Consider the following 14,488-nt stretch of genomic DNA (forward strand, 5'->3'; position numbering starts at 1 on the left):
ATAAACCTCGTGCGATAAATTTTATGAAAAGTACTACTAAGATCATCTGCGTTTTATTTCTATGCCTTTTATTTTTCCAATCCTGCAAGTTAGGGAGATTTGTATTCTATAACTTCGCTAATATCACCGATTACAAAATATTTCCCTATCGTACAATTGAAACGTCGCCCACCCCTTTCATCTTTCCGGAGACACAACAACCGATACAGCCGAAAGATATCGAAACAGCGGAAGGCGATGTACCTTTTGACACGTATTTGGAGCAGACCAAAACGGTTGCGTTTTTGGTTATACAAAATGATAGTATTCAATATGAAAAATATTTCAACAAATACGATGATGAATCGATAGTAGCCTCTTTTTCCATGGCAAAATCCGTTGTCTCGATGCTTATCGGCATTGCTATTGAAGATGGAAAAATTCAATCGGTGGATGAACCTATCACCAATTATATTCCTGAATTAGCGTCGAATGGATTTGAAGATGTCACCATAAAACACTTGCTACAAATGACTTCAGGGATTTATTTTAATGAAAGCTATACGAATCCTTTTGGTCATGCAGCTACTTTTTACTACGGTACCAATCTACGCAAGGCCATTCATAAGCTGAAACTCAAAGATGTACCCGGTGAAAAGTTTGACTATACCAGTGGAACAACCCAACTTCTCGGATTGGTATTGGAAAGAGCTTTAGAAAGCCAAACCATTAGTTCTTATCTAGAAGAAAAGATTTGGAAACCATTGGGGATGGAATACGAGGCCACTTGGAGCCTTGACAGAAAAAAAGACGGACTAGAAAAAACCTTTTGCTGTTTAAATGCCCGCGCCAGAGATTTTGCTAAATTAGGACGTCTATACCTAGATAACGGGAATTGGAATGGCACACAAATCGTTCCGGAGCAATGGGTAAAGGAATCGACTAAATCAGATACAACTGGACACAGTGCTCCTTTTTATCAATATCAATGGTGGTTAACAAAAAATGCAGAGCAATTTTATGCAAAAGGTATTTTAGGTCAGTATATTTTTGTTGATCCACATAAGAATCTTATCATCGTCCGATTAGGAGAAAAAACAAGTAAGGTCAATTGGCTTAAACTTATTTCGCAGATAGCCCATTCATATTAAGGCTATCATATTGACCTACTCCCTCCTATTCTCGCGTCTTTATACCATCAATAATTTCGTTTTTCTTAAACAGAATCTTCCATGTTATCATCAGATTCCGTTTTGCTACGCCAAGAATTTTGCTTAGGAACGTTGGTTTCCGTTTCTGTTATCGTCCCTTGATATTTTGTCATAGCATAAGCTGTTGTCGGTAAAAAAACGAAAACGAAAAGGCCTCCCCAAAAGCCTGTAAACTTCCCGATTAGAACACTACACAACAGTACAAATATGGGATAGGAAAACAATAGAATGGAAAAAAGCAAAGAATCATAAAATATCGTGCCTTCGGTTTTCTTTTTAACATAATCTCGCCATACTCGATAAAACCAGAACTGCGTGTAATACCCTATTTTAGCGAGGATACGCCAGAAACTACTATTTCGGGCTTGGGTAGGATCTCCAACCGAAGGAGTAGCGACTATCTCTCTGCGGAGATTATTTCGCACCTCCTGAAGAATATCGGCTGTGCGTACTCGATGATCGGATATATACTCCGTTGTATCCAAAGGGGGCAACGCTCCTAATTCCAACGCTTTCGGTACATGTCGGAAAGAATTGTAATTTAACGTGTATGCTTGAATTTGCAACGGCAGTTCTGCCTTATAAGAGCGTTCTAGCAACGATGTCAATCCGCCGTTCATAAAAGGCTGCAATTCCCACAAGTTTCGGGATATGCCTTCGGGGAATATCAACACATGTTGCCCTGCTGCCAATCGTTGCATGCATTCGTCAAATGTAAAATCATTCTTTACGGCGAAGTCTTCGTCGTCGTTCCTTTTATAGATAGGTAACATATACAGCCAACGCAGAACTGCGTTGGCTACCGGATGTTTAAAAATATCCCCTCTGGTGAGGAAACAAATTTTTGCTGGAGCATAGGCTGCAATGACTAATGCGTCAAAAAAAGAATTAGGATGGTTCGATATGACGATAGTGGGATAGGCATACGGGGCTAGATGTAAATTCTTAGCTTTCAACCCAGGAGCATACCATTTTAATCCGAAGCGTACAAATAACCTTAATACGGAATAAAACATATCGTTAAAGAGATATTCTGTTATTACCTGTTCATTTTTTTACAGCAAAAAATAGACCTAAAATTACCACTCCTGCATAGATTTCGTAATCTTCGCAATATTCAAGCTATTTGCCATAGCCGTAAAGATACGGTGATACACGTTGTGATTTGCATATAATTCTTCGTGCGTACCATCTTCCACAACCTGTCCTTTTTCCATTACCACAATGTGTTCAGCGTCGATAATCTGTGAAATACTGTGCGAAACGATAATCACCGTACGCCCTGTCTTAATCGCATCCAGACTATTTTTGATCTGTTCTGTAGCGATGGCATCTAAGTTCGCAGTCGGCTCGTCTAAGAAAATAATAGGTGGGTCTTTCAGGAAGAGACGCGCAATAGCAATTCGCTGCTGCTGACCACCAGACAATAAATGAGCATCCGAATCATATCCATTTGGCAGATCTAAAATCTGTTCATGTATATACGCTTTTCTCGCTGCTTCCATAATTTCATCCATAGAAGCATTCGTTTTTCCATAGAGGATATTCTCTGTAATACTACCCTTAAAAATATGATTTTTCTGCAGGACCAAACCAACATGCTCCCGCAGGTAGGCCGTATCATAATCTGCTATATCTATCCCATCCAGCAGGATTTGTCCCTTTGTCGGGCTATAGAATTTATCCAACAAATTAATAACGGTGCTTTTCCCCGCACCAGATAACCCTACCAGCGCCGTATTCTGATTAGGTTGAACGACCATACTCACATTTTTCAAAGCCTGTAGACCATTGGGATAATGAAAATCTACGTGCTTTATTTCAATTAATCCCCTGATTTTTTTTGGACGATAGTTACCTGTCGGTTCACGCTGTTCCTCCTCCTCCAAAATGCTAAAGAAACCTTCAGAATAAATAAGCGCATCATTCACCTCATCATAGATGCGATGAAGCTGGCGAATAGGTGCAGATACGTTATTGAAAAGGAGAATATGGAACATGATGGCACCTAAGCTCATTTGCTCATTCAACACAAAGTAGGCTGTCAATATAATAACAAGCACCACCCCAATCTGTTCAATAAAACTCTTCACACTTTCAAACAGATAGCTTGTTTTGCGTGTCGCCATCTGGTTTTCTGTCATATCGTACTGGATTTTCTGATGTCGTTCTGCTTCAATTTTTTCCCTTCCAAATGACTTTATAACCAAGATAGATTCTATCAGATTTATAATCTGGTTACTCTTATTTTCCCTGTATTTGCGCATGCTCCTTCGAAAACCAGATAACCTACTCGCTTGCAACTGTGACACATAGAAATAGACCGGTACAAGTAACAATCCCACCAACCCGACATAAAAATTCGCCAGAAACATACAGACTAATGCCACGATAGCATTACTAAACAACGGAAGAATATCGATAAAAAAATTCTGTACCAATCTGGTTAGGCTACTTATCCCGGAATCAATGCGAGTTTGCAACTTACCAGATTCATTCTCCGGCGATGTAAAAAACGCCATTCGATAGGTTAAGATTTTTTCGATAATAGCTTGCGAAAAATCGCGTGCAATCTCAATCCTTAGTTTCTCTCCATAGAATTTTTGTCCGAATTGTACCGCAGCATATAGTATTTCTTTTCCCAAAAGCACGGCAGCTATGAAACCCAAAAGGTAAAATCCTTGCGAAAGTGGCTGATTGTCGACCAGAAGCTCGCTAATCGTGTCCACGGTATACTTTAGGATAAAGGCGTTTACCTGTACTGCGAAAGAACCGACCAAAGTCAACAGCAGCGTATAGGCTATTAAGTTCTTATAGGGCTTGGTAAAGGGCAGTATCTTCTTAAACAATTGTGTTATGGTCATTATTATTTAAACATATTTTTGCTAAAAAAGTTTAATCACCTCAGACGAAGATGCGACGTCGGAGGACGGAAGTGTCATGTCGTTGGGCAGGATGGTAATGTCGTCGTACGTCGAAATCATTTTGTTGCCCTACCTGATGAAACTTCCGGTCATCTTTTTCACGTCGGTGGACGGGATGATTATTCCGTTGCCCAACATGGACGTATTGTCGCATGGCGAAAACGTTTTGATGTACAGAAGTCGGTTACTATCATACGGCGACATCAGCATGATGGTCGGAAGTTTCGTTTCGGCAGAGTGGAAGATAAATATTCAGGACGGGGAAATAAATACGAAGGCCAACTTAATGATTTCGATGGGCAAATGCATCGCAATCCCATACGAAAGAACCGGATCGTTTCCCGACACCTTGTTCATGCCGTCCGACAACATAACGTCGGCGCACGGAGAAATAAGAAAGAAGTACGTCTGTAGGGTTGTATACTTTGTCTTACATGCGCGGAACATTTCTGCTTCGTGCAGGCACAACGCTAGTACGCTAAGCTATTTCAGGAATAGACATAATCTGTTGTCTGTATAAATTTTGATTATTTTTTTGAGTTGAACAAAGTAATGATTTACTTTGGATATGAGAACAATCGGAATTATCCCAGCAAGGTATGAATCCTCCCGATTTCCGGGAAAACCATTGGTGGATATTGGTGGAAAATCCATGATACAGCGTGTCTACGAACAGGTAAAAGGTTGCGCCAGTCTTTCGGAAGTCGTCGTTGCCACAGACGATAGTAGAATTGAAGAGCACGTACGTTCATTTGCTGGAAATGTGATCATGACATCGTCGACCCATCAATCGGGAACAGACCGTTGTGCTGAGGTGGTTTCAAAAATAAGTGGTTTTGACGTCGCCATCAATATTCAAGGCGATGAACCCTTTATAAGTCCTTTGCAAATTGAACTGTTGAGTAACCTTTTTCAAGACGCAACCACCGAAATAGGAACCTTGATCAAAAAAATAGATAGTCTTGAAGATCTCTTTAACGAAAGTATACCTAAAGTATTGATCAACACAAAAAAAGAGGCGTTGTACTTCTCTCGACAAACCATCCCTTTTCAACGAAGTACAAGACGAGACGAGTGGATAAACAATCACGTTTATTTCAAACATATCGGCATTTATGGCTATAAAATAGATGTGTTGCAAGAAATCACCAAACTTCAGGTTTCTTCATATGAACGAGCGGAAGGATTGGAGCAATTGCGCTGGTTAGAAAACGGTTATAAAATAAAAATAGCAGAAACCGAATTTGACACCATCGCGGTGGACCATCCAGCAGACGTCGAGCTCATTAAAAAGAAGTTTTTTAATGCTTAAAACCGTAGCTTTACTGTATAAAATGTCCAAGATTGTCAAATATCATCTAAATAAAGTAACTTGGATATTCCCCCTATGACCGTTAAAAAACAATGTATTTACATATGAATCAATTTGCCGTAATTTTTGACATGGATGGGGTCATCTGTCATACGAACCCTTACCATGCTAAAGCCTTTGAACATTTTTTTGACAAATATAAAATACCTTATACGGAAAAAGAATTTGAAGAACACATGTACGGAAAACATAATAGCTATATTATGACGCATTTTTTCAAACGAACAATTACCGGAGAGGAGTTAAAACAATTGGAAGACGAAAAGGAGTCCCTTTTTCGGGAAATATATCAACAAGAAGTCGTTCCCTTACCGCATTATTTACCGTTTCTAGATGACTTAAAATCGGCTGGGTTTAAAACAGCTGTGGCGACTTCAGCTCCGCTGGCGAACCTTAAATTGATTATCGATACCTTACAGATTGATAACAAAATGGAGTCACTAATGGCTAGTGAAGACGTCTTGCTGCACAAACCACACCCCGAAGTCTATTTAAAATCTGCTGAAAAGCTCGGCGCAAAACCAAGCGAATGCGTGGTCTTTGAAGATTCTTTTTCTGGTGTTACAGCTGCGCTGAACGCAGAGATGAAAGTAGTAGGTGTGCTGAGCTCTCACAAGAAAGAAGAATTACCCCCATGTTCTTTTTATATCCGGGACTATAGTGAAATAAATGCGCAACGGGTCATGGATTTATTGACTAGTTAATTCATGGGTGAAGCACTGCAACTCCTTCCCTCTCCGGCCGGATGGGTATTGTACTTCGTATGTGCGGTGCTGATAGGCATGTCTAAAACGGGCGTCCAGAACATCGGAACATTAGCCGTACCGTTATTTGCCTTCTTATTCGGTGCAAAATATTCCACAGGCATTGTACTCATTTTGCTGTGTATCGCAGATCTTATAGCTGTTATCTACTACCGGAAGGAGTTTTTATGGTCAGAAATAAAGAAGTTGTTACCCGCCTCGTTATTCGGACTTATCGTCGGATTACTCCTTGGTAACTACATCAATGACAAAATCTTCAAGCTGCTTATCGGCATTTGTATCATTGTGGGGGTGGGGATTATGATCTGGCTAGATAGAACTTCGCAACAAAGGCAGGAAAAACTCACCAAAAACCGCTGGTATTCCCCATTTTTTGGTTTTATCCTCGGGTTTTCAACCATGATCGGCAACGCCGCTGGTCCGGCTCTATCCGTCTACATGTTATCGAAAAGGTTAGATAAAATAAGCTTCGCCGCGACCTCTGCTTGGTTTATTATGATTTTAAATTTCACGAAAATTCCGTTGCAAGTCTTCGTTTGGCATAATCTTACCTGGTCAGGCTTCTATCTGAATTTACTCGCTATTCCATTTATTCTGCTCGGGGGATTCACCGGAATAAAAATTGTTAAGATACTGCCCGAACGAGAATTCCGGTTACTTATCATCGCTTTGGTGGTGGTCTCAGCAGTTTTGTTGATGATTTTATGATTCGTAATCGTGATTTGTCACGCGTCACAAATCACGATTTACGATTTACGCCAATACGTCTCGCTCGTCTGGATATCGTTCAAATATTGTTTTGGCAAAGGAACAGGCCGGCACGACCTTCCAACTATTTTCCCGCGCTTGATTAATGGCGGCCAAAACGAGTTCCTCTGCAATTTTATTCCCCCGATAAAAAGGTTCTACTTCCGCGTGCGAAATCGTCATAACATTATCCTCCACATGGTACATCAGCTCTCCAATCTGAACCTCATCATTTAGAGCAAGCCATCTCCCACTATCTGCTATATGTGTTAGTTCCATATTATAGATGTTTTAAGATTTTATATTCGTTTTTCAGATAAATATAACAACATTTCAGGAGAATAGTTTATCCACGGTATAAACCTTTCGTTAAAAAATTAAAAATCCTCCGTATCTTTGTTAGTGATGAATGTAGACAAATTACTTGAACGTGCGCTTAATTTTGAATTCCTATCGAAGGAGGAGGGTATATATTTGTATAAGAAAGCTGCAACAGCAGATTTGACCTATGTAGCCAATACCTTACGGAAAATACAGGTTCCACATAACAAAGTTACTTGGCAGATTGATCGCAATGTTAATACGACCAATGTTTGTATCGCAAACTGCAAATTTTGCAATTTTTTTCGCCGTCCGGGCCATGAAGAGAGCTATATCACAGACATCGAAACATATAAACAGAAAATTGAAGAAACATTTCGTTATGGTGGTGATCAACTACTTTTACAGGGCGGACATCATCCTGATTTGGGTCTTGAGTTTTATACGACATTGTTCAGGCAACTCAAAGAACTCTATCCGACCCTCAAGTTACATTCGCTCGGACCTCCGGAAGTTGCACACATCGCAAAACTCGAAGGGCTTCCTCATATTGAAGTACTTCGAGCCTTAAAAGAGGCTGGATTGGACTCCCTTCCTGGTGCGGGAGCTGAAATACTGAATGATCGGGTCCGAAGATTAATTTCGAAAGGAAAATGTGGTGGACAAGAGTGGCTTGACGTAATGCGAGCGGCTCATCAAATCAATTTACCTACATCGGCTACCATGATGTTTGGTCATATTGAAACGATAGAGGAACGTTTTGAACACTTAGTATGGATTCGCGAAGTCCAGCACGAAAAGCCTTCCGATGCTTATGGATTTATCGCTTTTATACCATGGCCTTTTCAAGATGACGGCACGTTGTTAAAGCGTTTACGAGGCATCACCAATAATGTCAGTAGTGAAGAGTATATCCGGATGATTGCATTAAGCCGTATCATGTTGCCCAATATTAAGAATATACAGGCTTCATGGCTTACTGTAGGAAGGAAAACCGCACAACTTTGTTTACATGCGGGAGCAAATGATTTCGGTTCGATCATGATCGAGGAAAATGTAGTTTCCGCTGCCGGCGCACCGCATCGATTCACCTCCAAATCTATACAGGAAGCTATTTTAGAAGCTGGATTCCAACCACAATTACGTACGCAAAAATATGAGTTCCGAGAGCTGCCACAAATGGAAGAACAGGTTATCAACTATTAAAGTATACCATCGTGAAGGATATATTGTTAAATATAGAGGCTATTATTTTTGCATCCGAAGAGGGCATCAATGCCAATGATTTAAAACAAGTGCTCAAAGATGCGTTAGCCATCGACATCAATAAACAAGAGGTGTTAGACTTGTTAAAGAAGATAGCGGAAAAATACAATGATGAAGACCATATTTTCAGTCTCCAGATTTTTAATAAACATTATCAGTTTTTAACCAAAGAAAAGTATCACGACGTTGTGAACCAACTTCAGGCACATAAAGACAAAAAGAAACTTAGCCAAGCCGCTTTAGAGACATTGTCTATCATCGCTTATCGTCAACCACTCACCAAATTAGAGGTGGAACAAATTCGGGGAGTAAACTGTGACTATTCCATTCAGCGATTGCTGGAAAAAAATCTCATTGAAATTGTGGGGAAAGCCGATACTATTGGTAAACCTCTTTTATATGCAACAAGCGGACAGTTTATGCAATATTTTGGTATCAAGTCCGTAAAAGATTTACCACAACTAAAAGATATTATTACAGAGGATAACAACATAGGAGAAGCCGCAAAATAGCCTAATTGCCTGCTGGCGTTTTAACTCACTGGGTGACAAGTGATAAAAAAACAAAAAAAATTTCAAGTTAGAAGATTCTTGATTATTTTTACGGTCGGTAACAAACAGTAGATTTATCATTTATTAACACGAAAAGACTATGATGGCAGCGGCAGAAAAAGAGGTTTTGGTTGAAGAAATTATCAATTTTAACGGTCCGGAAGATGATGCAGATGATGTCTATGATGACGATTTCGAATTAGATGAGATGGATTCTATCGGGGAGTTCGATGATTTCGACGATGACGACGATGATTTTTAATACACGATCGCGTACAGTTGGTAAAAAAATTAAAAAAGCAGGGTTTTACACACCCTGCTTTTTCTTTGAATAGTATAGTAATCTTGGTATATTATTAATAACCTTCGTTTTGTGTATAATTTGGATTACCCAGTTGGTTTAACGGAATAGGAAAAAGAAGATTTCTAGCATCAGAAGCAGGTTTTTCCTGCCAAGCTTCTAAAAATCGTCCAAACCTAATCAAATCTGTTCTTCGATGTCCTTCCCAAAAAAATTCGCGTCCGAGTTCATCCAATAGCAGCTGCTCATTTAATTCTAATAAGTTACTTGCTCCTCTTTTTGCACGCACCTCATTTACAAGTTGTAACGCTTCTCCGTCTTGTCCGATACGCAATAGTGCTTCCGCTTTCATCAACAGAACATCTGAATAACGGTAAAATACCCAGTCGTTGTCTAATAAACTGGTAGAACCATTCGCATAGTCGATGGGATATTTGATGACACGTATACCAGCTACTTCAAGATGATTTTGGTCACGTTCGATAATACTTACTTCCGGCGTAAACGCTAAGGGGTTACCTCGACGGTCTGTTAAATTTTCTCCGTGCTGGTTTGCTTGTTGACCTACTAAAAAACCGACTCGCACGCCACTTACAGTCGTCATCCCCGGATATTCACCTCCGCGTCGTACATCACTTTCTTCGAATTTATCGTAGAAGTCCGATAATGTACAGAACCCGTTGTTCCCTCTCGGATTTTGATTGTAATGAAGCGTTGCCACCCACATATTTGTCATACCGGTTGCGGAACTTTCTCCCCCAATATTCTCACCAGTAAATATATTTTCGGTATCTGATTGACCATTCGCAGGAGAAAAATTCAAAAAATAATCGTCTATCAACTCATACTTTCCACTATTAATAATTTCATCGGCTAGATTGATGACTTGTCGCATATCTTCCTCAGAAAAAGTTGGTGATTCACGGTTCAGAAACACGCCCTTATTCAAGAATATTTTCATTAATAGTACTTTTGCAGCATCTGGAGATGCGCGATCTATACGGTTAGTAGGCAAGTCGGCCATAATCGCTGTAATTTCAGAAATGAGATAACTGATTTGCTCTTCCGCATTTCGTACCCTGGGGTTTTCCGTAACGTCTTCTCCCGGCTCTCGATAGGGTACCTGTCCCCAACCATCAAGGATAGAAAATTCAGCAAACGCTCTTAAAAATCTAGCTTGTGCTTCTTGAGCAGGCGTTGGATTATATTGTAAAATATCGGTCGCCGCATAGCTCACCCCTAAAACATCCTTAAACACGCTATGGATCCTTGTATGATCCGACTCCCACCGGTGTAAGTGAAGCGCTCGCCAAGCGCCGTTGTCATCCCAATCCCCCCCTCTCGTAGGCACTATAGCTTCATCTGTCGGAAACTCCTGCAACGCCCACCATCCATATGGCCCAAAATAAGGATTACGCATAGCAATGTAGGTTGCATTTAATAAAGCCGGTACATCATCACTCCCAATATTGCCAGCTCCCACTTGTCCGTGGAGCTTTTCTTCTAATTTTGTACATCCTGTAATAGTTACGGTTAGGAACGTAAACAAAAGGACTTTTATATATCTATTGCTCATAATACTTCCTTTATTTTTACAATGAAAAGTTGACGCCAATATTGAATGTGCGGGCTGCCGGATACGTAACATTATCTATACCTGCAGACGGAACGCTGTTGACTGATTTATTGACGTTTACTTCGGGATCAAATCCTTTATATTTAGTAATGACGAATAGGTTCTGCCCATTCAGAAATACACCGAGATTTTTGATTGAAGAACCAATATCTCCTATCCGGTAATTCAGCGTTGCATTAGCTAATTTTAAATAGCTACCATTTTCAATGTACCGGGAAGACGCAGCGATAGGGTTTGCCGGTGATTCCAAGATCCCTTGCTTCATCAATTCGGAAGCAATATTCCTTGATCCGAGGTTAGAAATAGGCAAAACGGAATTCGCTGTGTTATTATAGATATCTTGTCCAATCACGCCGTTGAAATTCGCGTTAAAGGAAAAGCGCTTATAATCTATACCCGTACTGAATCCCAATAACACTCTCGGATTCGGATTCCCTACCCGACGAAACACAAATCCATCATCGGTAAACCGAGAGAAACCTTCTTCGTCCAGTCCCAGATATTCCCTTGTTACAAAAGCAAACAGTGGATAATCATTCTGAACAACTTGTACCGTGACATCACTCAGTCCTTGTCCGCTGAGGCTACCGGTTCGGATGATTTCACTTTCTCCTAAGTTTTGTACACGATTTTTGACAAAGGTTAGATTCCCCCCGATGTCCCACCTAAAGTCATCGTTTTCCACGACTACACCGTTCAGGTTTAGTTCTATCCCTTTATTAATTACTTCACCAGGTAAGTTTATCCAAGTGATAGAAGCATCCGGTGATGCAGGATATTGTGGTGTCTGCGGAAAGAGTAAATCAGTTGTTTTTTTATGGAAGAAGTCAACCGTTCCCCGGAGTCGTCCATCAAAAAAACCAAAATCAGCGCCTATATTGATCTGTTCATCCGATTGCCACCGTAAATCAGTATTTTCATTATTATTAATGGGCCTAGTTTGTTCTCCGCTCCCAAACCCGATCGAATATCTACGCTGGGAAGAACCAGACGGAAATTCCTGATTACCGGTCTTGCCCCAACCAGCACGTAATTTTAGTTCGCTCAACCAAGTAGTAGAGGACATAAACTCTTCATTTTTAATATTCCAGGCAGCAGCAAATGAAGGAAAAGTTCCGTATCGGTTATTTTCTCCGAATTTCGTAGATCCATCTATCCGAACAGTCGCTGTCAATAAATACCGTTCCTTTAAATTGAAGGTAGCCCGTCCAAAGTATGACTGCAACTGCGTCGTGGGGTCGTAAAATGAATTGATATTTCTGTTACCGGGAGCGGTAGCCTGCATAATATCTGTATAATTTACGGCGATGTCACCAAAACCGCGAGCATTCATGTCAGTCCCTCTATTCATAAAATCCATGTATTCGAACCCAACAACGGCATTTAGGTTCAAATCTGTTGCAACTTCTTTATTAAACGACAGCGTGTGCGTCAGCTGCTTCGTTATGAGCTCATTATTGGCCACGCTGGCATAACCTCCCGCGAAATCGTTTTCAGGATCAGCTTGGATTCCTTGTATATTAATAAAACTTCGGGTAGAAGATCGACGTTCTCCTTTACTGTAGTTAACACTCAGCAACATCCTGTATTCCAACCAATCATTAAACTTATAGAAAGGGGATAGACTTGCCAAGATATTCGTCACATTCGCCCGATCATCATATGCCTCCGACATCGCCAAAGGATTGATAATATTACCTTGTTCAATGGCCAAACTACCATCCGTATTTCGCAATGGACGTGTAGGATTCCATGCTAAAGCCTGACCAATCAAGCTACCACTAGCCCCGGCATCGGTTACTACAGGTGCAATATTTTCCATATTATGGCTGGTCAATAAGTTAACATCCAAGCCCAGTTTCTTACTTTCCAACATTTTAAAATTCCCATTGAATGCCCCACTATATCGTTTAAATCCAGTCTTTTGAACAATTCCCTGTTGATCTTGGTAGCCAAATGATGTTCGGTATTTATTATCGACATTTCCTCCGCTTAAAGAGAGGTTATGATTCTGGTTATAAGCGGTCCGCAAAACTACTCCCAAGGCATCTACATCTTCACCATAATCGCCTGTTGTAAATCCATACTTATTTAACGCATCTCTATATTGATTTCCGTTCAAAATATCAATATTTCGCATTATATTGGCTACCCCCCCTGAAGAATTTATGTCTATTTTCACTCCTCCTTCCTGACCTCGTTTGGTTGTAATTAAGACAACACCATAGGCTGCTCTAGAACCGTAAATAGCTGTAGCCGAAGCATCTTTCAAAACCTGAATAGAAGCAATATCTGTAGGGTTTATGAAACTTAACGGGTTACCTGCGGGACTCGTTCCAATGCCTCCACTCTGATTAGGTCTAGATGTACGTCCGTCCAGCGCGACACCATCAACTACATAAAGAGGTTGCCCAGAACCGGTAACGGCTGAATTTCCTCGGATACGAACCGTACTAGCGCCACCAGGCTGTCCGCTATTATTGAGCATCTGCACTCCGGAAACCTTGCCTTGGATAAGTTGATCAGCGGATATTAACGGTCCCTTATTAAAATCCTTTTCATCAACTGATGCTACCGCACCTGTTAAATCACTTTTCCGCTGTGTTCCGTACCCTACAACGACTACCTCGTCCAAATCACTGAGCTGCTCCTCTAGCACCATATTAATTTCAGCTTTCCCGTCAATAACAACTTCTTGTGTGGCAAAACCCATATAGTCGAATATTAAGACACCTTGTTCTGGGGGTGCCACAATGGAATAAGTACCATCTCCACCTGTACTTGTGGCTGTGCTTGTACCTTTTAATGCTACCGTTACGCCTGCCAACGGCTCTCCATTCCTGTTAGTTACCTTTCCCTTGATTGTACGCTGCTGTGTGGTTGATTTTTCTTCCAAATGGCTAGATAGGTTTTTCGGAACACGTATTACAGCAATAGATTTGCCCTTAATCTGGTAGACTAATGGTTTTCCTTCAAACAACGCGTCTAAAGCTTCCTTTATGTTTCCATTTTCAACGGTAATTGAGACTGGAAATATCGGTGATAGATCCTTTTCGTCATATATAAAAGTATAACCCGATTGCTTACTAATATCTACTAACACTTTTTTCAATTGAACCTGTTGATAATGGAGATTGACACGCTGTCCATGTACATTTGCAAAACATAGCATCATAGACGCGAAAAAAATAACGACAGTAAGTTTCATAGGTAAATAAAAAAATGACGGCAACAAATATTTTGTTTGATTTCGATGTTTGATCTTGTTCATTTTTGTTTCATGAACAATACGCCCTTCATTATAAAAGACCTGGCACAACACGTATAAATTGCTTCCAAATCAAATAATCAGTAAGTTTGTATTGTTGGTATATAACTTTGTTAGCTAACACTATTTTAAAGTTATCCGACATACC

At 40.4% G+C, this 14,488-nt stretch carries 13 protein-coding genes; 8 read left to right on the plus strand and 5 right to left on the minus strand.

From position 1 onward, the window contains the following. Positions 1 to 23 precede the first annotated feature (23 nt). Positions 24 to 1,130: a serine hydrolase domain-containing protein gene (locus tag H8B17_RS07805; protein ID WP_190308638.1), complete on the plus strand. Its 1,107-nt coding sequence runs from the start codon at positions 24 to 26 to the stop codon at positions 1,128 to 1,130. A 65-nt stretch (positions 1,131 to 1,195) separates the two neighbouring features. Here the strand turns inward: H8B17_RS07805 and H8B17_RS07810 are convergent, their stop codons facing one another. Continuing rightward, positions 1,196 to 2,206 (minus strand): 1-acyl-sn-glycerol-3-phosphate acyltransferase, encoded by a 1,011-nt coding sequence (locus tag H8B17_RS07810; RefSeq protein WP_190308639.1) that lies wholly within the window; start codon positions 2,204 to 2,206, stop codon positions 1,196 to 1,198. A gap of 63 nt (positions 2,207 to 2,269) precedes the next feature. Then, positions 2,270 to 4,054, minus strand: a complete 1,785-nt coding sequence (locus H8B17_RS07815) for an ABC transporter ATP-binding protein (RefSeq protein WP_190308640.1) — start codon at positions 4,052 to 4,054, stop codon at positions 2,270 to 2,272. Positions 4,055 to 4,072: 18 nt separating this feature from the next. On the opposite strand from H8B17_RS07815, the gene H8B17_RS07820 reads away from it, so the two are divergent. From H8B17_RS07820 to H8B17_RS07835, 4 genes are all read left to right on the plus strand, one after another. Continuing rightward, entirely contained in the window at positions 4,073 to 4,528 is a 456-nt protein-coding gene (locus H8B17_RS07820) for a hypothetical protein (protein WP_190308641.1), read from the plus strand. Positions 4,529 to 4,682: 154 nt separating this feature from the next. Beyond that, a complete protein-coding gene (kdsB, locus tag H8B17_RS07825) occupies positions 4,683 to 5,426 on the plus strand; it encodes a 3-deoxy-manno-octulosonate cytidylyltransferase (protein ID WP_190308642.1) in 744 nt (247 codons plus the stop codon). A gap of 104 nt (positions 5,427 to 5,530) precedes the next feature. After that, a complete protein-coding gene (locus H8B17_RS07830; protein ID WP_190308643.1) occupies positions 5,531 to 6,190 on the plus strand; it encodes an HAD family hydrolase in 660 nt (219 codons plus the stop codon). Between the two features lie 3 nt (positions 6,191 to 6,193). Further along, positions 6,194 to 6,958: a sulfite exporter TauE/SafE family protein gene (locus tag H8B17_RS07835; protein WP_190308644.1), complete on the plus strand. Its 765-nt coding sequence runs from the start codon at positions 6,194 to 6,196 to the stop codon at positions 6,956 to 6,958. A gap of 45 nt (positions 6,959 to 7,003) precedes the next feature. On the opposite strand, the gene H8B17_RS07840 is transcribed toward H8B17_RS07835, so the two are convergent. Further along, positions 7,004 to 7,276: a GNAT family N-acetyltransferase gene (locus H8B17_RS07840; protein WP_190308645.1), complete on the minus strand. Its 273-nt coding sequence runs from the start codon at positions 7,274 to 7,276 to the stop codon at positions 7,004 to 7,006. A 126-nt stretch (positions 7,277 to 7,402) separates the two neighbouring features. Between H8B17_RS07840 and mqnC the strand changes: the two genes are divergently transcribed. The 3 genes from mqnC to H8B17_RS07855 all read left to right on the plus strand — a co-directional run bounded on the left by mqnC (position 7,403) and on the right by H8B17_RS07855 (position 9,397). Beyond that, complete coding sequence (gene mqnC, locus H8B17_RS07845) at positions 7,403 to 8,524, plus strand: cyclic dehypoxanthinyl futalosine synthase (protein WP_190308646.1); 1,122 nt, start codon at positions 7,403 to 7,405, stop codon at positions 8,522 to 8,524. Positions 8,525 to 8,535: 11 nt separating this feature from the next. Beyond that, on the plus strand, positions 8,536 to 9,096 hold the full coding sequence (scpB, locus tag H8B17_RS07850; protein WP_190308647.1) for an SMC-Scp complex subunit ScpB: 561 nt from the start codon (positions 8,536 to 8,538) through the stop codon (positions 9,094 to 9,096). Positions 9,097 to 9,235: 139 nt separating this feature from the next. Then, positions 9,236 to 9,397, plus strand: a complete 162-nt coding sequence (locus tag H8B17_RS07855; protein WP_190308648.1) for a hypothetical protein — start codon at positions 9,236 to 9,238, stop codon at positions 9,395 to 9,397. 94 nt (positions 9,398 to 9,491) lie between these two features. On the opposite strand, the gene H8B17_RS07860 is transcribed toward H8B17_RS07855, so the two are convergent. Beyond that, positions 9,492 to 11,012 (minus strand): RagB/SusD family nutrient uptake outer membrane protein, encoded by a 1,521-nt coding sequence (locus H8B17_RS07860; protein WP_190308649.1) that lies wholly within the window; start codon positions 11,010 to 11,012, stop codon positions 9,492 to 9,494. A 16-nt stretch (positions 11,013 to 11,028) separates the two neighbouring features. Next, on the minus strand, positions 11,029 to 14,280 hold the full coding sequence (locus H8B17_RS07865) for a SusC/RagA family TonB-linked outer membrane protein (RefSeq protein WP_223816432.1): 3,252 nt from the start codon (positions 14,278 to 14,280) through the stop codon (positions 11,029 to 11,031). Positions 14,281 to 14,488 lie beyond the last annotated feature (208 nt).

It is taken from the genome of Sphingobacterium arenae (genome assembly GCF_014692505.1).
GTDB lineage: Bacteria > Bacteroidota > Bacteroidia > Sphingobacteriales > Sphingobacteriaceae > Sphingobacterium > Sphingobacterium arenae.

What these genes read in the sequence shown, in the direction of transcription:
- H8B17_RS07805 (WP_190308638.1), top strand. Translation starts at nt 24, where the DNA reads ATGAAAAGTACTACTAAGATCATCTGCGTTTTATTTCTATGCCTTTTA.
- H8B17_RS07810 (WP_190308639.1), bottom strand. Translation starts at nt 2,206, where the DNA reads ATGTTTTATTCCGTATTAAGGTTATTTGTACGCTTCGGATTAAAATGG.
- H8B17_RS07815 (WP_190308640.1), bottom strand. Translation starts at nt 4,054, where the DNA reads ATGACCATAACACAATTGTTTAAGAAGATACTGCCCTTTACCAAGCCC.
- kdsB (WP_190308642.1), top strand. Translation starts at nt 4,683, where the DNA reads ATGAGAACAATCGGAATTATCCCAGCAAGGTATGAATCCTCCCGATTT.
- H8B17_RS07830 (WP_190308643.1), top strand. Translation starts at nt 5,531, where the DNA reads ATGAATCAATTTGCCGTAATTTTTGACATGGATGGGGTCATCTGTCAT.
- H8B17_RS07835 (WP_190308644.1), top strand. Translation starts at nt 6,194, where the DNA reads ATGGGTGAAGCACTGCAACTCCTTCCCTCTCCGGCCGGATGGGTATTG.
- H8B17_RS07840 (WP_190308645.1), bottom strand. Translation starts at nt 7,276, where the DNA reads ATGGAACTAACACATATAGCAGATAGTGGGAGATGGCTTGCTCTAAAT.
- mqnC (WP_190308646.1), top strand. Translation starts at nt 7,403, where the DNA reads ATGAATGTAGACAAATTACTTGAACGTGCGCTTAATTTTGAATTCCTA.
- H8B17_RS07855 (WP_190308648.1), top strand. Translation starts at nt 9,236, where the DNA reads ATGATGGCAGCGGCAGAAAAAGAGGTTTTGGTTGAAGAAATTATCAAT.
- H8B17_RS07860 (WP_190308649.1), bottom strand. Translation starts at nt 11,012, where the DNA reads ATGAGCAATAGATATATAAAAGTCCTTTTGTTTACGTTCCTAACCGTA.
- H8B17_RS07865 (WP_223816432.1), bottom strand. Translation starts at nt 14,280, where the DNA reads ATGAAACTTACTGTCGTTATTTTTTTCGCGTCTATGATGCTATGTTTT.